Annotated in this window: 21 protein-coding genes and 1 riboswitch; of the genes, 2 read left to right on the top strand and 19 right to left on the bottom strand. The window is 32.8% G+C overall.

Features of this window, described 5'->3' with window-relative positions; all coding sequences use genetic code 11:
- Positions 1 to 78 precede the first annotated feature (78 nt).
- The 3 genes from thiC to Q0921_RS18935 form a co-directional block, all read right to left on the bottom strand.
- A complete protein-coding gene (gene thiC, locus Q0921_RS18945; protein ID WP_299259654.1) occupies positions 79 to 1,938 on the bottom strand; it encodes a phosphomethylpyrimidine synthase ThiC in 1,860 nt (619 codons plus the stop codon).
- Between the two features lie 47 nt (positions 1,939 to 1,985).
- Positions 1,986 to 2,186, bottom strand: a complete 201-nt coding sequence (thiS, locus tag Q0921_RS18940; protein ID WP_299259652.1) for a sulfur carrier protein ThiS — start codon at positions 2,184 to 2,186, stop codon at positions 1,986 to 1,988.
- 78 nt (positions 2,187 to 2,264) lie between these two features.
- Positions 2,265 to 2,362, bottom strand: a riboswitch (TPP riboswitch).
- A 64-nt stretch (positions 2,363 to 2,426) separates the two neighbouring features.
- Positions 2,427 to 4,616 carry a TonB-dependent receptor gene (locus tag Q0921_RS18935; protein ID WP_299259650.1) on the bottom strand — a complete coding sequence of 730 codons (2,190 nt, stop codon included), beginning with the start codon at positions 4,614 to 4,616 and terminating at the stop codon, positions 2,427 to 2,429.
- 378 nt (positions 4,617 to 4,994) lie between these two features.
- On the opposite strand from Q0921_RS18935, the gene Q0921_RS18930 reads away from it, so the two are divergent.
- A complete protein-coding gene (locus tag Q0921_RS18930) occupies positions 4,995 to 7,424 on the top strand; it encodes a hybrid sensor histidine kinase/response regulator (RefSeq protein ID WP_299259648.1) in 2,430 nt (809 codons plus the stop codon).
- Here the strand turns inward: Q0921_RS18930 and Q0921_RS18925 are convergent.
- From Q0921_RS18925 to Q0921_RS18890, 8 genes are all read right to left on the bottom strand, one after another.
- Positions 7,421 to 8,773, bottom strand: a complete 1,353-nt coding sequence (locus Q0921_RS18925; protein ID WP_299259647.1) for a sigma-54 dependent transcriptional regulator — start codon at positions 8,771 to 8,773, stop codon at positions 7,421 to 7,423. The genes Q0921_RS18930 and Q0921_RS18925 overlap by 4 nt on opposite strands.
- 184 nt (positions 8,774 to 8,957) lie before the next feature.
- The gene (locus Q0921_RS18920) at positions 8,958 to 9,287 is read right to left on the bottom strand and encodes a hypothetical protein (RefSeq protein ID WP_299259646.1); all 330 of its coding nucleotides are present in this window, start codon (positions 9,285 to 9,287) and stop codon (positions 8,958 to 8,960) included.
- Between the two features lie 182 nt (positions 9,288 to 9,469).
- Positions 9,470 to 9,871, bottom strand: a complete 402-nt coding sequence (gene arfB, locus Q0921_RS18915; RefSeq protein WP_299259645.1) for an alternative ribosome rescue aminoacyl-tRNA hydrolase ArfB — start codon at positions 9,869 to 9,871, stop codon at positions 9,470 to 9,472.
- Positions 9,868 to 11,433: a DUF4301 family protein gene (locus Q0921_RS18910; RefSeq protein ID WP_299259643.1), complete on the bottom strand. Its 1,566-nt coding sequence runs from the start codon at positions 11,431 to 11,433 to the stop codon at positions 9,868 to 9,870. The genes arfB and Q0921_RS18910 overlap by 4 nt, the downstream gene beginning before the upstream one ends.
- 1 nt (position 11,434) lies before the next feature.
- On the bottom strand, positions 11,435 to 11,998 hold the full coding sequence (locus Q0921_RS18905) for an ATP-binding protein (RefSeq protein WP_299259642.1): 564 nt from the start codon (positions 11,996 to 11,998) through the stop codon (positions 11,435 to 11,437).
- Positions 11,959 to 12,591, bottom strand: a complete 633-nt coding sequence (gene pnuC, locus Q0921_RS18900) for a nicotinamide riboside transporter PnuC (RefSeq protein WP_299259641.1) — start codon at positions 12,589 to 12,591, stop codon at positions 11,959 to 11,961. Before pnuC ends, Q0921_RS18905 begins: the two co-directional genes overlap by 40 nt.
- Positions 12,575 to 12,835, bottom strand: a complete 261-nt coding sequence (locus Q0921_RS18895) for a hypothetical protein (RefSeq protein ID WP_299259639.1) — start codon at positions 12,833 to 12,835, stop codon at positions 12,575 to 12,577. The genes pnuC and Q0921_RS18895 overlap by 17 nt, the downstream gene beginning before the upstream one ends.
- Positions 12,836 to 12,862: 27 nt before the next feature.
- Complete coding sequence (locus tag Q0921_RS18890; protein ID WP_299259637.1) at positions 12,863 to 13,498, bottom strand: 4'-phosphopantetheinyl transferase superfamily protein; 636 nt, start codon at positions 13,496 to 13,498, stop codon at positions 12,863 to 12,865.
- A gap of 137 nt (positions 13,499 to 13,635) precedes the next feature.
- On the opposite strand from Q0921_RS18890, the gene ahcY reads away from it, so the two are divergent.
- Positions 13,636 to 14,952 (top strand): adenosylhomocysteinase, encoded by a 1,317-nt coding sequence (gene ahcY, locus Q0921_RS18885; RefSeq protein ID WP_299259635.1) that lies wholly within the window; start codon positions 13,636 to 13,638, stop codon positions 14,950 to 14,952.
- 118 nt (positions 14,953 to 15,070) lie between these two features.
- On the opposite strand, the gene Q0921_RS18880 is transcribed toward ahcY, so the two are convergent.
- The 8 genes from Q0921_RS18880 to Q0921_RS18845 form a co-directional block, all read right to left on the bottom strand.
- Positions 15,071 to 16,081, bottom strand: coding sequence for a phytase (locus Q0921_RS18880; protein ID WP_299259633.1), 1,011 nt, complete (start codon positions 16,079 to 16,081; stop codon positions 15,071 to 15,073).
- 17 nt (positions 16,082 to 16,098) lie between these two features.
- Positions 16,099 to 18,966: a TonB-dependent receptor gene (locus Q0921_RS18875; protein ID WP_299259631.1), complete on the bottom strand. Its 2,868-nt coding sequence runs from the start codon at positions 18,964 to 18,966 to the stop codon at positions 16,099 to 16,101.
- 177 nt (positions 18,967 to 19,143) lie between these two features.
- Positions 19,144 to 20,733, bottom strand: a complete 1,590-nt coding sequence (locus Q0921_RS18870; RefSeq protein WP_299259628.1) for a tetratricopeptide repeat protein — start codon at positions 20,731 to 20,733, stop codon at positions 19,144 to 19,146.
- 108 nt (positions 20,734 to 20,841) lie between these two features.
- Positions 20,842 to 21,174, bottom strand: coding sequence for a hypothetical protein (locus tag Q0921_RS18865; protein ID WP_299259626.1), 333 nt, complete (start codon positions 21,172 to 21,174; stop codon positions 20,842 to 20,844).
- A 94-nt stretch (positions 21,175 to 21,268) separates the two neighbouring features.
- Positions 21,269 to 21,529, bottom strand: a complete 261-nt coding sequence (gene rpmA, locus Q0921_RS18860) for a 50S ribosomal protein L27 (protein WP_118459983.1) — start codon at positions 21,527 to 21,529, stop codon at positions 21,269 to 21,271.
- Positions 21,530 to 21,564: 35 nt separating this feature from the next.
- A complete protein-coding gene (gene rplU / locus Q0921_RS18855; protein ID WP_299259624.1) occupies positions 21,565 to 22,254 on the bottom strand; it encodes a 50S ribosomal protein L21 in 690 nt (229 codons plus the stop codon).
- 99 nt (positions 22,255 to 22,353) lie between these two features.
- A complete protein-coding gene (locus tag Q0921_RS18850) occupies positions 22,354 to 22,827 on the bottom strand; it encodes a DUF4199 domain-containing protein (RefSeq protein ID WP_299259622.1) in 474 nt (157 codons plus the stop codon).
- Positions 22,828 to 23,045: 218 nt separating this feature from the next.
- On the bottom strand, positions 23,046 to 23,933 hold the full coding sequence (locus Q0921_RS18845) for an EamA family transporter (RefSeq protein WP_299259620.1): 888 nt from the start codon (positions 23,931 to 23,933) through the stop codon (positions 23,046 to 23,048).
- Between the last annotated feature and the right edge of the window lie 39 nt (positions 23,934 to 23,972).

Here is a 23,972-nt window from a genome sequence, read left to right as displayed (position 1 = left end):
TTAGGTATTGGGTAATAGGTTTCTAGTAACAGGTATAGGAATCAGAATCACTGAAACCTGTTACCAGAAACCTTATTCCTATAAATATACTTCGCTTCCTTTTTCTTTAAACTCTTCTGCTTTTTCCTGCATTCCTGTTTCTATTGCTTTTTGATCTTCGATTTCCTTTTTTGCTGCATAATCACGAACTTCTTGTGAAATTTTCATAGAACAAAATTTTGGACCACACATACTGCAAAAATGTGCAATTTTCGCTCCTTCTGCAGGTAATGTTTCATCGTGATACTCTCTTGCTCTTTCTGGATCTAAAGCTAAGTTGAATTGATCTTCCCAACGGAACTCAAATCGGGCTTTACTCAATGCATCATCTCTGTGCTGCGCTCCTGGATGTCCTTTTGCTAAATCAGCAGCATGCGCTGCTAACTTGTAGGTTATTACACCAACACGAACATCTTCTTTATTAGGTAAACCTAAATGTTCTTTAGGAGTTACATAGCATAACATAGCTGTACCATACCAACCAATCATTGCTGCACCAATTCCTGAAGTAATATGATCGTATCCTGGTGCAATATCCGTAGTTAATGGGCCTAAAGTATAAAAAGGTGCTTCTCCACAAGCTTCTAATTGCTTATCCATATTCTGCTTGATCATATGCATTGGCACGTGACCTGGTCCTTCTATAAAAGTCTGAACATCATGTTTCCACGCAATTTTAGTAAGTTCTCCTAACGTTTCTAATTCTGCAAACTGAGCCTCATCATTAGCATCAGCAATACTTCCTGGACGTAATCCATCTCCCAACGAAAATGCTACATCGTAAGATTTCATAATCTCACAAATTTCTTCGAAATGTGTATAAAGGAAACTTTCTTTATGATGTGCCAAACACCATTTTGCCATTATCGAACCTCCACGAGAAACAATTCCTGTCACTCTTTTTGCTGTCATTGGTACATATGCTAAGCGAACCCCCGCATGTATTGTAAAATAATCAACTCCTTGTTCTGCTTGCTCTATCAAAGTATCTCTAAAAATTTCCCAAGTAAGATCTTCTGCCTTACCATTTACCTTCTCTAAAGCCTGATAAATCGGAACTGTACCAATTGGAACTGGAGAATTACGAACGATCCACTCACGGGTTTCATGAATATTCTGACCCGTAGAAAGATCCATTATATTATCCGCTCCCCATCGACAGGCCCAAACAGCCTTTTCTACTTCTTCTTCTATACTAGAGGTCGTAGCAGAGTTACCAATATTAGCATTGATCTTTACTAAGAAATTACGCCCCAAAATCATTGGTTCTGCTTCTGGATGATTTATGTTAGAAGGTATAACTGCTCTTCCTCTTGCCACCTCTTCTCTCACAAACTCTGCAGTAATCTTTTCTGGTATACTTGCTCCAAAATCCTGACCTGGATGTTGATTGGCTATTCTGGTTGCTTCCTCAATTTTTTGATTTTCTCGAATGGCTACATATTCCATTTCAGGGGTAATAATTCCTTGCTTTGCATAATACATCTGAGAAACATTCTTCCCCGCTTTAGCTCTCTTCGGCATTTGTAAATGACCAAACCTAAGATGATCTAAACTAACATCATTTAAACGTTGATTACAATATTCTGAAGAAAAACTATTCAACTCTTCTACATCACCGCGATCCATAACCCATTGCTCTCTAATACGTTCAATCCCTTTATGTACATTGATCTCTTTACTAGGGTCTGTATATGGCCCACTAGTATCATATACAACAACAGACTCGTTTGATGTTTTCTTACTAGTCATAGAATCCACAGTATCACTCAGTTCAATCGCTCTCATTGCAACTTTAATCTGTGGGTAGATATTTCCTTTTACATAGATTTTTTTAGAGCTTGGAAAAGGAGTTGTTGTAATTCTTCCTTCTTGTGGTGCAGTATCTTTTTTCTTCATAAATATATCATTTTAGCTTTTAGTAATGGCTTTATTTCTATTTGTATTTATCCTCCTTGTGTAGCTTGTATAATGGTAATATTATCTTGTCCTCGAATACGGGTTTGACTCCACTCACTTTTAGAAATAATTTCATTATTAACAGCAATAGCAATTCCGTCTTTGGAAAGACATAAGTGTTCTAATAAAGATTCTATAGAACTATTGGCTGAAACAATTTGCTCTTGATTATTAACGTTTATGGTCATCTTTTTAGATTTAAATCCATAAACTTTAGGTAAAGACCTATTTTGAGAAGAAAAATCAAATGCTTACAAACTATATAAGAAATGATATTAACTTTTCCCTTCGTCAGTATTAACTGCATCAGGTTCAAAGGGTATTTCTCAGACTTCAATATTAGAAGACACCCCTAAAGTTTATTTTATAAAAATAGTAAAAACTCAGAAAAACTGCACTAAGACATAAAGACTTTCTTAGTTTTTTTATTAAAATTTCAAGGTTGCTCCTATCAAAAAATTAATTCCTGCTTGGGGATAAAATCCAGTAAAATATTCCGTCCTTAGTCCTGTTGGGCTTTGATTATCTGCCACATCACCAAGTGAAAAAGAGTACCCATTAGACTCATAATCAATATCGAATATGTTATTTATCAACCCAGTAAATACAATAGACTTAAAAACCGGAATATCTTTTATTTCATAAACTATATTTAAATCATTAACAAAGAAACTATCTAGTTTCAGATCATCATTATCTAAATTGCTAAGATGTTGTTCTCCCACAAATTTTGAAAGAAAAGACAATTGAAGGTTTTTTTGTGGCTGATATACAAGAATATTTCCTGCAACAATATTTGGAGAATATGAAATATTAGTTGATCCAAGATTAGTTAAAACCCCATCTACAGTGGCAAAAAAGTCTTTGTTTTTATTAGCACTAATAGCTATGTTAGGTTTTACAATAAACTTATCTGTTATTGTAATATCTGCATCAATCTCAACACCCAATCGATAGCTTTGACCGCTTGTAGCTCTTATTGGCGCACCTACATCATCTAATGCTCCGGTAAGCACTAATTGATCTCTATACCACATATAATATAAATTAGCGTTTACAATCGTTCTCTTTTTATTAAATCTCCAACCTAATTCTATGTCGTTCAGTTTTTCTGGGGTGTTGATTCCATTTTCAAAATCACTTCTTCTCGGTTCTCTATTTGCACGAGCATAGGACGCATATAGCTGATTAGAGCTATTAATTTGGTAGGTTGCTCCTAATTTTGGATTAAAGAAATCATAATTCTCGTCAACTTCTAAAAGAACTCTATCTGAAGTTAACCCTGAAGTTTTATACCCTACAAAACGACCTTGTAAATCCAAAAATGCACTCCATTTATCATTTACTCTGTATGTAGTTTTTCCGAAAATTGTAAATTCATTTTTCTTTCCATTACCGAAATAATAATTATCTCTTATCTCCGATCCGCCTGCATTTTGGGCCCAAATTACTTCTCCAAAATGATCTCCATCATACAGACTATAAAACGCACCAAAATCAACATCCAGATTATTGTTTTTATAATTAGCGGTAGCATTTATTACATAAAAATCATTGTCTAACCATCTACGACGTATTAAATCTGTAGTATTAATAGTTTCTCCACCTAAAACGATTGGAGTAAAATCATAATCTGCAAAATCTTCATCTTCTTTATACTGCTCGAAAAAACCTCTACCGTAAGTATAATTAAGACCTATGTTAGTAGACCAGTTATTATTATATTTTTGATTCCAGTGCAGTTGATAATGATCCTGCTTATAATTATCTACTTCATTATCGTAAAACCGAGTATTCCCATTCTCATCCGTATATAGACCTGCAGGATTAAAAGTACGATCACTCTCTAAGGTTTCTTGATCAATCCCAAACCAAGATTGGTAAGTAATTTCATGTCCTCCAAAAGTTACTGCCTTAATTAGTGTATTATCATCCACATAAGAACCTTGTAAAAAGTAAGATTTCAGATCAGACGAGGCTCGATCAATATATCCGTCAGACGCAATTGCAGATAAACGTCCTGCAATTTCAATATGATCATTTAGTAATCCAGTACTAAATTTAAGATTATGCCTTCTTGTGCCATAAGATCCAAATGAATTAGAAATTTCTCCACTTGCCTCTTCAGAAACGGCATCGGTTAATAGATTAAGACTTGCCCCAAATGCTCCTGAACCATTAGTTGAAGTTCCCACTCCTCGTTGAAGTTGTAAATTTTCTATTGAAGATGCAAAATCTGGTAAATTCACCCAAAAAGTACCTTGACTTTCGGCATCATTAAAGGGAATCCCATTCAAAGTTACGTTTACTCTTGATGCATCACTACCTCTTACACGAATATAGGTATATCCTACTCCTGATCCCCCATCTGTAGTAGTAGTAACACCTGGTAAATAGTTTAACAAAATCGGAATATCTTGACCAAGATTACGAGTCGCTAATTCCTCTTTAGATAGATTAGAATGTGTAATAGGAGAATCCGCTTCCACACGAACAGATTTTACTAAAACCTCATCTAGTTTTTCAATTGTACCCGTTATAGAATCTTTTTGTTTTTCTTGAGCGGATAACGATATGCTTAAGAACAATATGGTAAGACAAAGTAATATGTTTTTCATTCGTAAAAATTATTACAAATAAAAGGGGTAATTATTCTAAGATTTAAAATTAAATTAATTCAATATTATACTGACTATATAATATTGTTTATTGTTTCCCTATTGAGCTAATATATCAAACAGATATTATTAACTTACGGCTGTCCCTTGGCAGCATTACCTGCCCAGGTTCATCGGGTGTGATCTCAGCCTTTTAAAGTTATACGTTTTAAATTGTCAATTATAAGTCGAATTACTTAAACCTTTTAATCTAAAACTCAAAACAAGAAAAAAGCACCCCTTTGAGATTTTGCTGCAAAAGTACTATGTTTAATTGATTTATTGTAACTTTATTTAGACATAAAAACAATGCTTCGGTTTTTTTGAAGTTAGTATAGTATGAAAAACACAAAACGTTCTATTACGTTAAAAATAATTGCTGGTTATACACTGGCAATTGTACTTGCAGTAATTGCTTTTTGGGTAATCTACAGGCAGTTTAGTAATTATTCTGAAATCACTAAAATAAAAAATGATAATAACGAAAAACTTTTCTTAGTTGGCGAAGCCATAACAGGTCTTTACGAGGCAGAAAGTTTAACAAGAAATATTATCCAAACTTCGGATACAGAAAAGTTCAAAAACTATAAAGCAAAAATTGATTCTATCATAAGTACTATAGATAAAGTTAGTGCAATGTCTCTCGACACATTACAATCCAGAAAAATTGATAGCATTAAAATCTTAATTGACAATAAAAACCAAAACTTTGGGAAACTTATTGCAATTTATGAGCAAAGTAAAGAAAAAGGGTTGCAGGAAAACGTAATGGACCAATTAAAGAAGAACGAAAATTTTGGAAATTATACCGATTATAATAAACGCTTTAGGAAATATAGCCCTCAGAAAAAAGAAGCTATTATAGCTTGGTTGGAATATACTAGAAAAGATAATGAAGAACGTTTAACTAATCAAACTATCGATTCTATTGCTAGATCTATTTATCAGGCACTTTCGGATGCTGAGGAAAAAGAAAGAAGATATCAAAGACAGATCAAAGCTCGAGAAAATAAACTTTTAAAAAATGATCAAATTATCACCAGACAGCTTCGTGATTTAATGGCTGCTATAGAAGATAGTGAAAGAAAAGAATATGTTGCAAAGCTTGAACGTTCCAACAGCATTCTTGATAAGACTGCCAATTTCATCATTATTATTACTGCTATCAGTTTACTAATAGCTATTCTTTTTCTATTTTTAATCACCAAAGATGTATCAAAGAGTCAAAAATATCGAAATGAATTAGAGGCAGAAAAAACATACAAAGAAACACTATTAAAAACCAGAGAATCTTTAATAAACACAGTAACACACGACCTGCGCTCTCCTTTGAATACCGTTATTGGATATTCTGATTTGTTGGAAAAAACAGGCTTAACTAATAAGCAAAAACATTATTTGGGTCATCTCAAAAAATCATCAGATTATATCCTCCATTTAGTAAACGATCTACTTGATTTATCCAAGCTTGAAGCAGGCAGAATGGTAATAGAAGAATTACCGTTTTCTCCTAAAAAACTAATTGAAAATACCATTACAAGCGTTATTCCTGTAAATGATAGTAAAAATTTAGAAATCTTTATAAATATAGACAGAGAGGTAAATAAACAATATTTAGGAGATCCTTTTAGAATCAAACAAGTACTCACTAATTTATTAAATAACGCGTACAAATTTACAGATCAAGGATCTATTACAATTGATAGTAAGATTACACAAAACGGTCTTGCAGAAAAAGAGCTTTTAATTTCTGTAAAAGATACTGGTATAGGAATAACCAAGGAACAACAAAAATTTATTTTTGAAGAATTTTCGCAAGGAGATGATGATACTGAAAAAAAATATGGCGGTTTTGGTTTAGGGTTAGCTATCACTAAAAAAATAATTAAACTTCTTGACGGAAAAATTAAACTAGAAAGCGAACCAGAAAAGGGTAGTAACTTTAGTTTTTGTATTCCTATTAAACTTGCCAAAATACAAATTACTGAAGAAGAAAGTGAACCTTTAGAAATTAGACATTTTTCCAACAAAAAAGCACTAATTGTAGATGATGATCTTAGTCAATTAGATTTAACTAGTGAAGTGGTATCCTTAATCAGCTTATCATATGATATTTGCGAAAATGGTGTAGATGCCTTAGACCTTTTGAAGAAAAACAGCTATGATCTAATTCTTACAGACATACAAATGCCCAAAATGGATGGGTTTGAACTTCTAAAGAACATTCAAAACAATCCAAGCTATTCTGACCTCCCAATTATTGCCTTGTCCGGTAGAACGGATACTTCCGTATCGGATTACGAAAAAGCGGGTTTTTCTGGCAGTCTTCGTAAACCATATGCTCCACAAGCTTTGATAGATTTAATTGCAAGTATTTTAAAGCTTGATGCTATCTCCCTTGATTATGAAAATTCTATATCTGAACATGAAAAAGAAACTAATTACTCTTTAAGTGATCTGATGCTTTTTGCTCAAGGAGACACCGAATCTCTTTATGCAATTTTAGAAACTTTTTGCAACAGCACTGTTGATCATATAAAAGAGTTAAAATCGGCTATTAATAATCAAAATTTCGAACAGATTAAAAGACTGGCTCATAAAATGTTACCCATGTTCAAACAAATAAAAGCAAAAGAAATCATACCTATTTTAGATACCCTAGAACATCAGGATGACTATGAGTTTGACAGTAAAGAAATCATTGCACTCACAGAGGAAGGAGTACATAAAATAGAAGGTTTAATTGACAAACTTAAAGTCAAAAACTAAAGACTGATATCGTATTGTTTTAACTTATTATAAAGTGTCTTCCTATCTATATCCAGCATCCTTGCTGCCTTTGCCTTATTCCCGTTTGCTTTTTCTAAAGCATCCAAAATTAATTCTTGTTCATTTTGATTCTTAAATAAGCCATAGGTTTGTTTTGAATTATGAGAAGCATAAGCAACATCATTTGGTAATTCATCCATCGTAATCATATCATTCTGAGAAAGCAATACTGATCTTTTTACAATATTTTTCAACTCTCTTAAGTTTCCCGGCCAATCGTATTTCTTAAATGTGTCTAATACTTCATCAGCAAATCCAACAACGTTCTTATCCAGCTCTGCATTAGACTCCTCAAGAAAATAGTTTGCAAATAGCATCAAATCTTCAATTCTATCCTTTAATGGTGGTACTTTTATCGAAAATTCATTCAATCGGTGATATAGATCCTCTCTAAACTCCCCTTCCTTTACCGCATTACTAAGATCTTCGTTTGTTGCCGCAATAACACGAATATCCACCTCTATTTCTTTATTACTTCCTACAGGCTTAATCTTTCTTTCTTGTAATGCCCTAAGAAGCTGAACTTGTAACTCATAACTAAGATTACCTATTTCATCTAAAAACAGAGTTCCTCCATTAGCTGCTTCAAAATGACCTACTTTGTCATTTACCGCACCGGTAAAAGACCCTTTGATATGTCCAAAAAACTCACTTGACGCAATTTCTTTTGGTATCGCTCCGCAATCCACTGGAACGAAAGGTTTGTCTGCTCTTTTACTTGTCTTATGAATACTGCTCGCCACATACTCTTTTCCTGTACCACTATCGCCAATAACCAACACAGACATACGAGTGGGAGCTACCAATGCAACATATTCATTCAGTTTTTTAGATGCATCACTTATTCCTTTTACAAAAGAATTATTTGTACGAGCAATCTTCTCTTCTTTTTTAGGTTGCTTTCTATTATCAAATTCAGGCTCTTTGACATTAGCTTTTAGTGCCTTTTCAATAATCTGAAGTATCTTATCTGGATTAAAGGGTTTAGAAACATAATCAAATGCACCCTGCTTTATAGCGTTAACTGCCATGTCAATTTCCGCATAGCCGGTCATAATCACAACCTGAGTCTTTGGATTCTTTGCTCTAATATCATCTAATAGGGTGATCCCATCTCTATCTGGCAATCTTACATCTGTAAGAACAATATCAAATGTATGCTCCTGAATTTGTAAAACGGCTTCATTACCAGAAAACGAAGTAGACACTTCATATCCTTTTTTTTGTAAAAAAGTTTTAAGCATCGTACAAAAAGCTACATCATCTTCAACTATCAGTAATTTGGACATATTGATATCATTTAATTTTAAATGTATGGTATAAAATTAAACATTAAAAACATTTAATTATTCTCTAACATAAAAGAAACATAAAAAATAAAAAAGAGACCCTTGGGATTGGGTCTCTTTTTAGCACTAAACAACTTTATATCGTCTTTTGGTTGCAAAACGATATCCTTTTCTACCCCTAGATTTAAGATTTGTCGTCTGGCTTTATCCATTCGCCATTGGCGCTTGCGAATACAACTTTTGTATAGTTATCTTTACCTTTAAGAACAATCTTATATGAATTATCCTTGGAAATATATGCTTTGTAAATACGTAAGTTCTCAAAATCTCTTGCAGCTGCGTCCTGAATTGTCATTGGTAACTCCACAATTTCAATTTCGGTATACTCTTGCAATTCATATTCGTAATCCATAAACTCCCATCCATCATTCTCAGCCAAATCATCTTGTGCTACCACTCCTTGTGCTGATATAATACTGACTACTATAGCGATGATCATTTGTAAGTTTTTCATTTGATTATAATTGTAAACACCTGTTTTACGATTATGTATAGAGGAATAATTGTTCCAAAATAGAATCAAATGAAAAAAATATAAAACTAACTGATTTACAGTGTTTTAAATGTTTCGCTCTAGATTTGAAATCTGTGGAAATCTGTGGATTCTACACAAAAGTGTAGAAATTATACACGCTTTTATATAAAAGGTTTTTTACGATTAGATTTTTTAGACGCATGTCTTTTTTTGTTTTCCAAACGTTTTCTAATAGAAGACTTAGATGGTCTAGAAGCCTTTCTTAGTTTAGGGATATATAAACTTGCTTTTATAATCTCTAAAAATCTACTAATTACAAGCTCCTTATTTCTGTGTTGACTTCTTGTATCTCCACATTGTAAAATTAATTCGCCTGATTTAGTAATTCGTGATTTTAATTTATTAGTAATTCGTAACTTTTCTTCATCAGTAACGCCTTTAGAATCTATTATACTAAAACTAAGCTCTATCTTAGAAGAAACTTTATTTACATGCTGACCACCGGCACCAGAACTTCTAGTGGCTTTGAATTTCAATTCATTTATGATTACCGAAATATTCACGAAAAAAGTTTCACCTGATGAGCTGATTTTAATAGATCGTTCACTGTTTTCACAGGGTTAAACGTAGTCAATGGTACTTCTACAAAAACACTAATCCAATTAGCCATCGCACCGTTCCACAACCCTGGTAACTCTAATGCTTTTAAGACTTCTCCGTTAAGAGATTTTGTGGTTATAAAACCAGCATCCGGATCAATAAAATCAAGTAAATTAAATTTATTTCCTTTGTAATCGCGAACACCACAAACTAGATCCACAGGATTAAAGTGCGTTGCGCTTTTTAAAATATCTTGTTGTCTATTATCTTTTGTATTTATTTGCGGGGTTTCAATAATCTGCAAAACCAATCTTCCATTCTCTCTTTTTACCCAAAAAGGGCCTCCTCCAGGTTCTCCTTCATTGATTACCATCCCACATACTCTAATGGGTTTGTTTAATGATTCTTTTAGAAATTGAAGTTTATATTTTTCAGCAAACTTATCAAAATCCAAAGGCAACCTAACATTAAGTTGCTGTACCAAAAATTTCTTTATGTCTTTGAGCTCAGCTTCTGATGGAGCATTTTTATCAATAGCACTTAATATTCTGAAAACTTCATCCTGAATTTCGATTAATTTACCTGCTAGTACCTTTTTATATCCCGATACCTCATCTTGATATTTACGAACTACAACATTGTCTATATTTTTAATATAGACGATATCAGCATCCAGGTCGTTTAGATTTTCAATCAATGCTCCGTGACCCCCTGGCCTAAACAATATAGAGCCATCTTCCGTTCTAAATGGCTCATTATTTTTATCAACTGCAATAGTATCCGTTTCTGACTTTTGAAAAGAATATGTAATTATGAAATTAGTATTTGTTTTTTCTTCTACTTTTTTCTTTATCCTTTCGAATTCATCTTTAAATGCATCTAGATGTTCCTTAGAAATCGTAAAATGCAACTTAGAATCTCCTTTGACATTTTTATTATACCCTGCAGCCTCAAACAAATGTTCTTCAAAAGAAGTAGATATACTATTTGTGTATTTATGAAATGGCAGTAATCCTTTTGGATATACTCCAAAATTCAACCCTTTTTCTTTCAGCATCATTTCTACGAAAATATAAAGCTGTCTTCCTTCTGAAAGAGATTCAAAATTAGGATAAGAATTCTTTATTTTTTGTATTACTATATCATAAAAGGGAAATTTTTCTAAGCCTATTAAAAAAAGTCGTATTGCATTTGCCTTTTCGTGATTGGTATAAGAGTTTAAACTTTCTTTTTCATACTCATAGTTATCCAAAAATTTAAATAATTCCTTAAACATTCGGGTAGCAGCGCCAGAAGCCGGTACAAATTTGATCGTCTCCAGATCAGAAGATCTAGACTCATATAACTTAGTTAATTCAACCTGGTAATGCACAGAAAACTTTAAAATCCCATTATCAAGACTAGCAGCACTTCTTAATGCTACAAAAGGAATTTCATTTTTAAATGTCTCGATTTGTGCTAATACTTTCTCTACAGTTAAGCCTTTGGATGTAATCAGCTTAATATCTTTATCGGTAATATTCACGTTACTTATCTATTAATTGATCAATAGTCTTTATTGCTTTTTTAAAACGAGATTCAGAATCTCCTTTTAATGTGATGTAATTACAATTGTTTTCTTCCAGAGATTCTTTAAAACGTAAAAACATTTCTTCTCTCTCATGTGGTTTATCTCTTAGATCATCAGGAACCCACGGTGTGTCAATATAAGTTAAAAGATACAAATCATAGCTGTTTTCTAATGAAAATTTACGTATTAATTCGGGAATTGACCCATTATAATATGCTTCAGAATACACTTTTATTTCAAGAAGATTCGTGTCGCAAAATAGTATTCTGTCCGATTCTTTTATGATTTCATTTTCTAATTTCATTTGCCCCACAGCAATTGGAATCAAATCCTCATAAGTACATACTTCTTTATAGGCGTCCCATTTTTTCTGAAGATACTCTCGCATATATTCTGGGACCAAAGAAGCGTTATAATGTTTAGCTAATTGCTTAGACAAAGTAGTTTTACCTGTTGATTCTGGACCAAACAATACTATCTTTATGCTGTTACTAGTGTTTTGTCTAAGCTTTTCTTCCATGCTAAATATCCTTGAATTGCCATAATTGTAAAAATCAAATATTGAAAGCTGGTAAACGTAAATCCTTTGTGAAAATATAAAGGAATAGAAATAATATCACCAATTATCCAGAAAATCCAATTCTCTATTTTTCTTCTAGCCATCAACCACATCCCTACAAAAAATATAGCTGTCGTAAATGTATCTACATACGCGGTCCAGTCATTCCATTTATCAAATGCTTTATATACTATATAAACAAAAATCAATGTTATAATAAAAATTATTATTTCTATAATTTTTTCTTTAGAATTTGTTCTGGAAATAGGAGTCGTATGTGTTTCATCTATTTTTCTTGTCCAAATATACCAACCATAAATACTCATTATAAAATAATAGGCGTTTATCATCATATCACCTAACAAAGCCCATTTTAAAAGTAAATACACATAAATTGATGTACTTACTAAACCGGTAGGATACACCCATATTTTATTAAACCAAGCAAAAAAAACACTTGCTATTCCAAATAAAACTGCTGTAATTTCTAAAGAAATATCTAGTGTAGAATATTCCGCATATTGACCAAAAAGAAAATCAAAAATCTGGCTCATAGTCGCTTCTATTGCTTTTTACCATTTTCATATATACTAAAACGTGTTCCATATCTCCAAACGCCTTCTTAATTTCCGAAGTCAAAAAAGGCATCACCTTATCATACTCTCCATATACCTGAGTACTTAATGGATTTTCTAAGATTGTAAATTCAGAAGCTCGCAATTCTTTTATGAATCGAATAATGTGTTTTTCGAAATCATTTTGTAAAGGGGTAAGTGTTAATTCTATTGATATTTGCATTGGTATAAATTTCTGTTTTATGTTAAGTTAAACATATGGAAGTGCGTACACACAAGTAAAACCATCAAACTCCGTAAAAGTAATATCATAATGACTTATGTTATCCCTATGACTTATAGTTCCCGCTGTAAATGGCATATTTAGATCAAACGGCATAATATGAATGTTCTGTTCAAAACTCAATCCAGCAGTTCCATACAATTTATACAAAGATTCTTTGGCTCCCCAAATAATGGTTAACACACGTGTTTTTTCTTCCTCTTCATATTTGCTCACAAATTCTTGTTCTGATTCCACAAATTTATGAGCAATCCGATGAATTTTCTCACGTTGTTTCTCAATATCAATACCTACAAGCTTATCACTAACAATGATTCCAGCGTATTCATAAGAATGCGTTATCGAAATTTGTTTTCCATCTTTTAGGTGAGGTTTTCCAAAATCGTCATAGTATAAATCATAATCTGTATACCCGAAAACTGCTAATAAATGCCTAATACTCATAAAACCTCTTCTATGCATATCAGATTTCATGTTATCTACTCTATTCTGACAATGATTCGTTAACTGAATCCCTTCAGATAGAACTTCAAAAGATTCTTCTATCTTCCAAATCAATATATTAGTACTTTGATCGACTGTTATAGTTTTGTAAAGAGGCATGTGAATTATTAAAGTTATTATGTACCTTTGCAAACCGAAAATCAGGAACAAATAGCATGATTTTCAGTAGACGAATTTAGAATATTTTAGTGCGAAATACTAAAATTATTGCACTTCATAAACATAAAACAGATACTATGAGTACCAAAACAGTACCTTATGTTCCTTACAAGGTGAAAGACATTTCATTAGCCGCATGGGGAAGAAAAGAAATCGAACTAGCCGAAGCTGAAATGCCGGGTCTTATGTCACTTAGAGAAGAGTATAAAGACGAGCAACCTCTAAAGGATTCTCGTATTGCAGGTTGTCTTCATATGACTATTCAAACTGCGGTGTTAATAGAAACATTACAGGCTCTTGGAGCAGAAGTAACATGGAGTTCTTGTAATATATTCTCTACTCAGGATCAAGCTGCTGCTGCTATTGCAGATGCGGGAACACCTGTATATGCTTGGAAAGGTATGAATGAAGAGGAGTTTGATTGGTGTATCGAACAAACCTTGTTTTTTGGAGAAGATCGTAAACCATTAAATATGATTCTTGATGATGGTGGAGATTTAACAAACATGGTTTTAGATCGCTACCCAGAACTAGCTGATGGAATCAAAGGTCTATCAGAAGAAACTACTACAGGAGTGCATCGTTTATATGAGCGTGTGAAAAATGGAACCTTGCCAATGCCTGCTATTAATGTTAATGATTCCGTTACGAAATCTAAATTTGACAATAAGTATGGCTGTAAAGAAAGTGCTGTAGACGCTATTCGTCGTGCAACAGATATTATGTTAGCAGGAAAACGAGTAACTGTTTGTGGATACGGCGATGTTGGTAAAGGCACAGCAGCTTCTTTCAAAGGTGCAGGAAGTATTGTGACTGTAACTGAAATTGATCCTATTTGTGCTTTACAAGCTGCTATGGATGGTTTTGAAGTAAAGAAACTGGAAACCGTTATTGGAAATAGTGATATCTTAATTACTACAACAGGAAATAAAGATATCGTTCAAGCTCGTCATTTCGAAGCTTTAAAAGACAAAGCTATTGTATGTAATATCGGACATTTTGATAACGAAATCGATATGGAATGGTTAAATAAAAATCACGGGCATACTAAAGACACTATTAAACCTCAAGTAGATAAGTATAATGTAAATGGAAATGATATAATCATTCTTGCTGAAGGCCGTTTAGTAAACTTAGGATGCGCAACAGGTCACCCAAGTTTTGTAATGAGTAATTCATTTACAAACCAGACTTTAGCACAAATTGAGCTTTGGAAAAATAGTAAAAACTACGGAAATGATGTATATATGCTACCAAAACATTTAGATGAAAAGGTAGCAAAACTACACTTGGCTAAAATTGGTGTTGAGTTAACAGAACTTCGTAACGACCAAGCCGAATATATCGGTGTAACTGTTGAAGGACCATACAAGCCAGAACACTACAGATACTAAAATCAGATTATAATTCCTGCACTTAAAATTAAGTTTAAGTTTTTAGCAGGAATATGTTACAAAAAACTCCTTGTTCTAGACAAGGAGTTTTTTTATTAGCTTAAACGTATGAATAAGTTTACAACCCCAATCTACCTAAGTCGTAGAGATAAAAATCCTTTTGTTCATTCATTGCTACAAAAAGTCCTTTTGTAAAAGTAGCACCCAAGGGAATTGTAACTACATCACATCCATCTGTTGCCGTAGTTCCTAAATTTATTGCTTTAATATAGCTATTATCTTTTCTAGAAAACACATTAAACTGTCCCTTTTGCTGGTCAGACACAATTAAAAAACCATGACCATTTTCTTTAGAAGCAATCGCAATACCTTCAATATCTTCTTTAAAAAATTCACCTCCAAAAAAAGCCAATTCTTCATTTCCCATCTCAGCATCTGCATAATATTTTCTAATACCAACACCTTCATCAGAATAATATACAAATCCAAGCTCATCGTCTACAGCTATCGCTTCTATCTCCTTTTGCTGACTAAACTTTCCAAATTTCCTAACTAACTTAGCGTGTACTCCCAAACTATCACTTACCAATTGATATTGGTATAGGTAACCATTTTCGGGTCCTGACTTTCTACTTACAATTGCAGTAACACTATGATTATTTGGATTTTTATACAAACCTATTCCCATAGGTCTTCTTAACTCTAGGTTTTTTTCATCTTCAAAAACAAGAAAACCACCACCATCAAGTGGTTTCATATCTGGAACCGAAAACAAGCGGATTTGATTTTTTTCTCTTTCAGTAAAAACAATAATATCTGTTGTAGTAGAGTCATTTAACCTAAATCCATATTCCAAATCGATATTATTTGGGTATTTTATATCTCTGATCACTTTTTCAGGAATTATTTTCCCATCTAAATCAAAGGCATAAATAGCTCCATTAGTATCTTTATCAGTTCCAAAAATTATACTTTTTGAAGGATCGGTTGGATGAACCCATATAGCAGGATCATCAGTATCATGTAACACTTTTTCTGTAATCAAATCTGGTTGGATTAACGGTTCTTTTTTATCGCACGAAATAATAAGTGAAGCACTCACTACAAGAATTAGTCTATAAATTTTCATAAAATAAAGTATCAGTATTATTTCTTAAAAAGATCATATTTCAAACCAAAAGTAAGGCGTCTTTCGTAATATTCTGCCTGCATTGTTCTTTCTGATATTCCCTGATAAAAACGTAATGGTTGATTTGTAATATTATTTAAATCCGCATACACACTTAAATTCTTGTTGATGGCATAACTGGCATTGAAATCCAGAAAAAACTGTTTGTCATAATATCTATCTTCAAAAGAATTTCCACCTATCTCATCTATATATGCATCAGAAAAATTAGCAGATAATCGTAAGCTTAGCTTATTATTGTTATATCCTAAAGATCCGTTGAACATATTTGGTGATGTATTCGGGAGGTCGAGATCTGATCTTTCTTCTCCATCTTCATTTCGGATTCCATCTGCACTAGAAGTAAGAAATGTGTAATTAAGATATACACTAAAATTCTTAGCAAAGCCAGGTAAAAAATCTAGTTGGCGCTGAATGGATAACTCTACTCCAAAAATAGAAGCATTTTCTCCATTAAGCGGCTGAAAAATATCAAACCCCTCTGTACCCGTACCAAATCGATCATCCTCGGTTTCTCCTCTAAACGTATAAATAAAATTATCTATTTTTTTGTAAAACAAACCTCCAGATAGTATTCCAACTGATTTAAAATAATGTTCGGCCATTACATCAAAATTCGTAGAAGTAGTTGGATCAAGATCAGGGTTACCTGTAACAATCTCTTCATCCCCAAACAATACATCAAGAGATGGCACTAAATCAACATAATTGGGTCTTGCTAATGTATTGGTCCAAGCAAATCTAAAAACGGTTTGCGAATTAAGATCATATTTCAAATGTATTCCTGGTAACACGTTTATATAAGATTGTTCTTCTGTTACTTCACCAACCCTATTCTCTTCATCTTCAATTTGATTTCCAGTAGCATTAATTTTAGTATGCTCTAACCTAATACCTGCCAATACGCTAAACTTTTCTGAAAGCTTTTGATTAGCCATAAAATATCCTGCCAACACATCTTCTTCTACATCATAATTAGCTCTTAAAAACTCATCAGGAACTGATTCTCCATCCACGAGACTAAGACTTCCTAACCATCTTTCATCTGCATATAATCCGGCTTGGTATTGACTTCCAGCAAGAAAATCAGGATCACTATAACTACGGGTAGGAACATCTGCCAACGTAGGGAAATCTCCTTCTAAATCGAATTCAAAAAAGTCATTATCTCTAAATTTACTTTTCAATCTACTTCGTATTCCAAACTTTATAGTTCCATTACCATTACCAAAAAAATCAGAGGATAATTCTGCATTTACAAAGAAGTTAATGTCTTGCTCTTCTGTATATTGATTTTCTTCAGTAATCTCCCCAAATTCAAAAGCGGACACATCATTGGCATCGGCACTATTAACCGGTGTATATAAAGGAAATTCTGGATCAGAATTATCATTAATTATACTATATTCTGATTGATATTCCGCATATCTTTCATTAAGTCTTTCCTCTGATGCTTTGGCAAACGATGCCATCCAATCTATCTTAACATTTCCGAACAAATGATCTCCACCCAAACTATAATTCTGCATACGTTGATCTTCTAATCTTCGGTTTTTACTCCTACTACTATCGATTCCACCTTTGGTTTGTCGAGCTACTTCGACAGGAAAACGAGTAAGATTCCCATTTACCACCTCAAAATCGCCTGCTTCTATATCTTCGGCATCTAGCATTTGATGCTCTAAACGAAATCTATTTTCTCTATCATCACGCCAGTTATAGATTGTTTTCAGATACATCGAATTGTTATTATCAAATTCGTAATCAAAGTTGGCTGCAAAACTTCTTCTAATTCTCTGAACTAAATATGTTCTTATCTGAAATTCATTTGTATATGGATTTACAGAAACCTCATCCAATATTGGTTCACCATCAGCATCATCGACACCTGTATAAAACTCAAATTCATCTGTCCATTGCGCCTCGATATTATCAGATCCAAAATCATTATCGTTAATTGAAGCTGATAACATCCATCCAAACTTTTTGTTTTTAGATCGATCTCCAACTAAAAAGGAACCATTTAATATTCTTTTATCTGTAATGAAATTAATTCCTGAGCCTAAAGTAGCAGAAAGTCTAAACCCTTGTGGAGCTGTTCTAGTTACCAGATTTACGGATCCTCCTAAAGCATCTGCTTCCATATCAGGAGTTACTGCCTTATTAACCTCTATGGTTTGAATCATATCCGATGGTATTAAATCCATCTGTACATTTCTATTATCACCTTCTGCAGAAGGAATTCTACTTCCATTTAATGTTACCGAATTTAACTGAGGAGATAGACCTCTTACAATAACATTTCGTGCCTCTCCCTGATCTACTTGCATAGTTATTCCAGGAATACGCTTTACCGCATCTCCAATGTTAGCATCAGGAAATTTACCTATTTGATCAGTCGATACTACATTGGTAATATTAATATTATTCTTCTGTGTATTTAAAGCCCTTGCCTGTCCACTATTTCCATAACCTGAAATAGTAACATCATCTAATTGAACGCCTTCTGTATTTAGCGATAAAGAGACAAAAGTAGTTCGAGAAGAGGATACATTTATTTTTTGTTCTAAATCAGCATACCCCAGGTATTTCACTAAGATTGTATAATTGCCTTCCGCTATATTGACAAGTGTAAACTTGCCATCAAAATCAGAAATGGTTGCTTTGTTTATCGAATTAATTACAACAGAAGCTCCTGGCATAGAAATTCCATTCTCATCGGTAATAATTCCTTTAACAGAACCCTTTTGGGCTTCTACAAACTGCGTGCTCAAAAAGAAAATGAGCGTTACAGATATTAATTTTAGTAATTTGATTGGTGTCATTTGTTAGTCTTTTAAAATCATTATAAAACTACTGTAACACAATGTTTTACTTTAAAAACGTAAAGCAACAAAGGATAAACATTTTTCTTAATAACGATAAACAACAAGGCAACAATTAAGATTTATTTACATTACAATAACATAGACTAAAAGAACAGTGCGTTTTTCAAGTTTTTACTACAAAGCAATCATAAAATTAACCAACTCTTCTTTCTGGTTGATAGGTAATTTTTTTCGTAATCGGTAACGTGCTACTCGCACACTATCTGGAGTAACTCTAAGAATAGAAGCTATTTCTTTTGAAGATAAATTGAGTCGTAACAACATTCCCAACCGCAATTCTGCAGGTGATAGTTTGTCTTCTGATAATTGAGATAATCTCTTAGTAAAATCTGGATGAATCTCTTTAAAAAAATTATGGAATTCGTCCCATTCTCTTTCTTGTTTTAAGTTGAAATTAATCTCTTTTACTATACGTTTTATATTAGTATTTATGTCTATTCCTTTTCTATTCGCTATATTGGATAGGGTAGAAGACAAATCGGATAAAATTTTATTTTTCTGAGACAGATGAAGACTATATCTGGACAATGTAGATGTCTTTAAGTGGATTTCTCTTTGTAAATTTTTTTCTTCAAACTCCTTTTTCTCTAATTCTGCTTTCAAAGTTCTTTGTTCGAACTCTTGAATTCTTAAGCTCTCTTTCCCTTTCCTTCTATAATAAACATAAAGAACACCTGCAATAAGTATAATAGCACCTAAACTAACTAATAACAGATTTTGATTCGCCCGACTAATTTCTTTTTGCTGCAATAACGCACCTATTTGAGCTTCTTTTTGTTTGGTTTCATATATTGCCTGAAGAGTATTCAGTTGATTAATATTTTCTGATAGAATAAGCTCTTCATTAATTTTTTCACTTTTAGAAAGATGATCAAAAGCCTTTTTAAAATCTCCCATAAGGTTATACGTTTTAGAAAGATCCTTGTGGGCACTTTTAATCTGATATTTATCTTGAAAATATAGCGCCGATTGATGCGCTTTATTGGTATATTCAATAGCCTTACTATAATTGCCAGTTTTTCTGCATATATCTCCCAGATTATTAAAAACACTGATTTTTCCAGCTTTGTCCATTTTTTCAAAGTACTCGTTTGACTTTTTAAAATATTCATAAGCTACATCATACTGTTCTAAATCTTCATATATACTTCCTAAGTTTTCATTAACGACAGCAACACCTTCTATATCTCTAAGTACAGAGAATATTTTAAGGCTCTCTTTTTGATATTGTAATGCTTTAAGGTAATTGCCTTCTTTTTCAAAACATGACCCTAGTAATCTTTTAGCAATAGCTACTCCTTTTTTATATCCGAATTTAGAAGATATTAATTGACTCTGATTAAAATACTGCTTGGCTTTAGGAAAATTCTTTGTAGAGAGATATATCTTACCTATCTCGTTTTTCAGAAGGACAAAAAGAGTGTCTTTCTCTTCAATTAAAACTACAGCTTTATTATATTGTTCTAAAGCCTCGTCATATACTCTTGCATTTTGATAAAAGCCCCCTAAAAGAAAATACTTCTCAGCAATACTAATAGGTGATCCATTTTTCTGTGCAGTCCTTAACTCAACTCTTAAAATCTGTAATGCATCATCAATCTGTTTCTTATCCTTTTCTAAGCTATTATCAACCTGCGCAACAACTTTACAAAAAGAAATAATTAACAATATACATATAAGTAACCACGACAATTCTTGTCTCATAAAAATCTATTACAAAACTCTTACTAAAAAGTAAAAATCTCATAAATCTAGTGATATACCTATTATAGAATGTTACTTAGATATTATTTTTATGTTACACCTTAATCTTTATCTCCTTTTCCGAAAAATATAACTCATCCATACTGGATCATTTTCTTCGGAAACCACAGATTGTCTATCCACAAACTCCCAATTAGCAATATTCATATAATTTAGCAAATCAGAAGTTCCCTCTAGATCCTCTAGCTGCTTAATCGTTATCTGTTTTCCTTCTAATGATTTTTGTTCTTGAACTTTTATTCTTTTTACTCTTCCGCTATTATTAGCTTTCTGTATTACAATAACTTCTAGATAATCATACTTCGGGATATCTTGAGAGATCACAGCCGTTGTCATTAGTAAAAAAACTAAACAACAAGAAATTTTGATAATTTTACTCATGAGAAAATAGTTTTATTTGTTTAAAATAAACAAAAAACCCTTTTCAAGCTAGCCTGAAAAGGGTTTTATTTGTATGTAACAAAGGAAAATATCCTTATGCTTCAAAAGGAACTATAGAAACATAAGATTTATTATCTCTCTTCTTAGTAAATTTTACCATACCGTCAACTTTAGCATGTAGCGTATGATCTTTACCAGCGTAAACATTCTCACCTGGTTTGTGTGCTGTACCTCTTTGTCTTACAATGATGTTACCAGCGATGGCAGCTTGTCCACCAAAGATCTTAACACCTAAGCGTTTTGATTCTGATTCTCTACCATTCTTAGAACTACCAACTCCTTTTTTATGAGCCATTTTCTTAAGGTTTTATATCGTTAATAATAACGAGATTATTTTACAATCCCGCCGTCTAATTTATCTTGCCATTCTTTTAACTCATCCCACTTACCTTCAGCAGCCATTTCAGCTTGCTTAGGCCAAGTATCAGGAACGTGATTTCCACGAACATCTTTAATAAACTCAGCAATTTGTTTTGGATCAGCTTTTGCAAGATCAGCAAAAGTAACGATACCATTAGCATTTAGAGTTTCAGCGATTTTTGGTCCAATACCTTCAATCTTTTTAAGATCATCCGCTTTAGCTGATTTTTTAGGAGCAGCTTTCTTCGGTGCTTCTGTTTTCTTAGCAGCAGGTTTAGCTTCTACTTTCTTTTCAGCTTTTGGTGCAGCTTTCTTAGTTTCCTTTTTAGGAGCTGATTTTGTAGCTCCAGAGGCAACTATACTCTCAATTATGATTTCAGTAAGAGATTGACGGTGACCATTTTTAACACGGTATCCTTTACGTCTCTTTTTCTTGAAAACAATAACTTTATCACCTTTAAGGTGTCTTGTGATTTTTGCTCCTACTTGAGCTCCATCTATAGCCGGGGCGCCTAAAGTAACTTTATCTCCATCTGCAGTAAGAAGAACTTTATCAAAAGAAACTTTGTCTCCTTCTTCTCCTACTAAACGATGAACAAAAACTTTTTGGTCTTTTGCAACTTTAAATTGCTGCCCTGCTATCTCTACAATTGCGTACATAGCGTAACGTTTAATTAATTATTTTGTAATAAAAATTATCGCTTATCCAAAAAATAAGCGGGTGCAAATATACTCTTAATTAATTAACTAACAAATATTTTACGCCTTTATGGGCTGCGAATTATGTTTTTTCTTGATATTCCAACTGTCTTTAAATAATTGCATAAAAGACAGGGTCAACACGAATGTAGTTGCAAAACCCATTATTGCCGACACAAAAACTACAATACCTACGCCTACATGGTAATGCGAGCTCCAGTTAGCAAGCATTTCTGGGAGAAAACTGGTGTTAATATTAGTGACATAAATAGCAAAGAAAATAGTAAAAATAAGTGTTGCATTAAATCCTGTAAATAATCCGGCCATAAAACCCTTTTGATATTCAAAAGCATTTCCTTTTTCAAGTTTATAATCTTTAAGAGCTTTATATAATCCAAATGCTACTATGATTCCATTACCGAGACTAAAAATAGGATTAGTTTGAACCCCAATTAATGACAAAATTAAAAAATAAGCAATCAGTCCAATTGCAATCATAACACCATATTTAACAGGGATTGTAGACTTTTTCATAATTTCTCTTATTTAGATTTAATAGAAATTTATGGATTATTAGCGGTTTTCAGACTTAAAAAACTGTTAATTTATTGTAAGCGAGATGATTAACACATCACAACTTTTCAGTTAAAATCGCAACAAAATTATTTTTAATTAAAAATAAAAGAATACACAACTGAAGAAGATTTTATTTAAACCCAACTCAAAACATAGCACAATAAGGATTTGTTTATCTAAGAGCGAACCCTTTTTTTGCGGTTAGCAATATAAACTCCTAAAATTATAATCCCGGTTGCAATTACCTGATAAAAGGAAAACTCTTCGCCATCCAGCAATCCCCACATTAAAGCTACTATCGGAATTGTATATGTTACTGAAGTAGCAAAAACAGGACTACTCATTTGCACTAATTTATTAAACAACACCTTAGCAATTCCCGTTCCTACTACTGCAAGAATTAATATATAGATCAAACTTGTGTGCATTCTAGGACTCGTAATTACTTTCTCATCAAAAAAATTAGAGCAATACAATACAATAAGCGAAGGAATTACTAACACGATAAAATTACCATTTGCAATTGCCATTGGCGATATATTCTGCATATATCGCTTTATAATATTTACATTCGTTGCATAACAAACAGAAGCGCAAAGCACTAGGGACGCATACCAATAATTTTGATTAGGGTTTACAGAAGCTCCTTCCCATATAAGGGCCAAACACCCAATTAACCCAACAACAACTCCTATTAACTGATTTCTACTAAAACGAATAGAAAAGACTAATGCTCCTAAAATAAGAGTAACCAAAGGCGTGGTAGAATTAAGAACCGAAGCAATACCACTATCAATTTCAGTTTCTGCAAAGGCAAACAAAAATGCAGGAATAAATGTGCCTAAAAAACCCGAAATAACGATCCATTTCCATTCTTTTTTCTTGATAGTTTTCATACTTCTAAAACCAATCAGAAATAAAAAAACGGCTGCGAATAATGTTCTTAAGGCTCCCAATTGCATTGGCGTTAGACCTATCAATGATTTTTTAATTAGGATAAATGAACTACCCCACACCAGTGATAGTACAACCAAGTATATCCATTTTAGTTTTGCGTTTTGCATCTGCCGTTTTATGAGCTGCAAAAATCACTAAAATTATGA

Source organism: uncultured Aquimarina sp., assembly GCF_947496855.1.
In the GTDB taxonomy this organism is placed as follows: Bacteria; Bacteroidota; Bacteroidia; order Flavobacteriales; family Flavobacteriaceae; genus Aquimarina.
This window is presented reverse-complemented; position numbering and strand designations above follow the sequence as displayed.

Coding starts and splice junctions, on each gene's coding strand:
- thiC (WP_299259654.1), bottom strand. CDS start 1,938: ATGAAGAAAAAAGATACTGCACCACAAGAAGGAAGAATTACAACAACT.
- Q0921_RS18905 (WP_299259642.1), bottom strand. CDS start 11,998: ATGGAAGAAAAGCTTAGACAAAACACTAGTAACAGCATAAAGATAGTA.
- Q0921_RS18935 (WP_299259650.1), bottom strand. CDS start 4,616: ATGAAAAACATATTACTTTGTCTTACCATATTGTTCTTAAGCATATCG.
- Q0921_RS18895 (WP_299259639.1), bottom strand. CDS start 12,835: ATGCAAATATCAATAGAATTAACACTTACCCCTTTACAAAATGATTTC.
- Q0921_RS18865 (WP_299259626.1), bottom strand. CDS start 21,174: ATGAGTAAAATTATCAAAATTTCTTGTTGTTTAGTTTTTTTACTAATG.
- Q0921_RS18880 (WP_299259633.1), bottom strand. CDS start 16,081: ATGAAAATTTATAGACTAATTCTTGTAGTGAGTGCTTCACTTATTATT.
- Q0921_RS18870 (WP_299259628.1), bottom strand. CDS start 20,733: ATGAGACAAGAATTGTCGTGGTTACTTATATGTATATTGTTAATTATT.
- Q0921_RS18850 (WP_299259622.1), bottom strand. CDS start 22,827: ATGAAAAAGTCTACAATCCCTGTTAAATATGGTGTTATGATTGCAATT.
- Q0921_RS18930 (WP_299259648.1), top strand. CDS start 4,995: ATGAAAAACACAAAACGTTCTATTACGTTAAAAATAATTGCTGGTTAT.
- rpmA (WP_118459983.1), bottom strand. CDS start 21,529: ATGGCTCATAAAAAAGGAGTTGGTAGTTCTAAGAATGGTAGAGAATCA.
- pnuC (WP_299259641.1), bottom strand. CDS start 12,591: ATGAGCCAGATTTTTGATTTTCTTTTTGGTCAATATGCGGAATATTCT.
- thiS (WP_299259652.1), bottom strand. CDS start 2,186: ATGACCATAAACGTTAATAATCAAGAGCAAATTGTTTCAGCCAATAGT.
- ahcY (WP_299259635.1), top strand. CDS start 13,636: ATGAGTACCAAAACAGTACCTTATGTTCCTTACAAGGTGAAAGACATT.
- Q0921_RS18890 (WP_299259637.1), bottom strand. CDS start 13,498: ATGCCTCTTTACAAAACTATAACAGTCGATCAAAGTACTAATATATTG.
- rplU (WP_299259624.1), bottom strand. CDS start 22,254: ATGTACGCAATTGTAGAGATAGCAGGGCAGCAATTTAAAGTTGCAAAA.
- Q0921_RS18875 (WP_299259631.1), bottom strand. CDS start 18,966: ATGACACCAATCAAATTACTAAAATTAATATCTGTAACGCTCATTTTC.
- Q0921_RS18920 (WP_299259646.1), bottom strand. CDS start 9,287: ATGAAAAACTTACAAATGATCATCGCTATAGTAGTCAGTATTATATCA.
- Q0921_RS18845 (WP_299259620.1), bottom strand. CDS start 23,933: ATGCAAAACGCAAAACTAAAATGGATATACTTGGTTGTACTATCACTG.
- Q0921_RS18925 (WP_299259647.1), bottom strand. CDS start 8,773: ATGTCCAAATTACTGATAGTTGAAGATGATGTAGCTTTTTGTACGATG.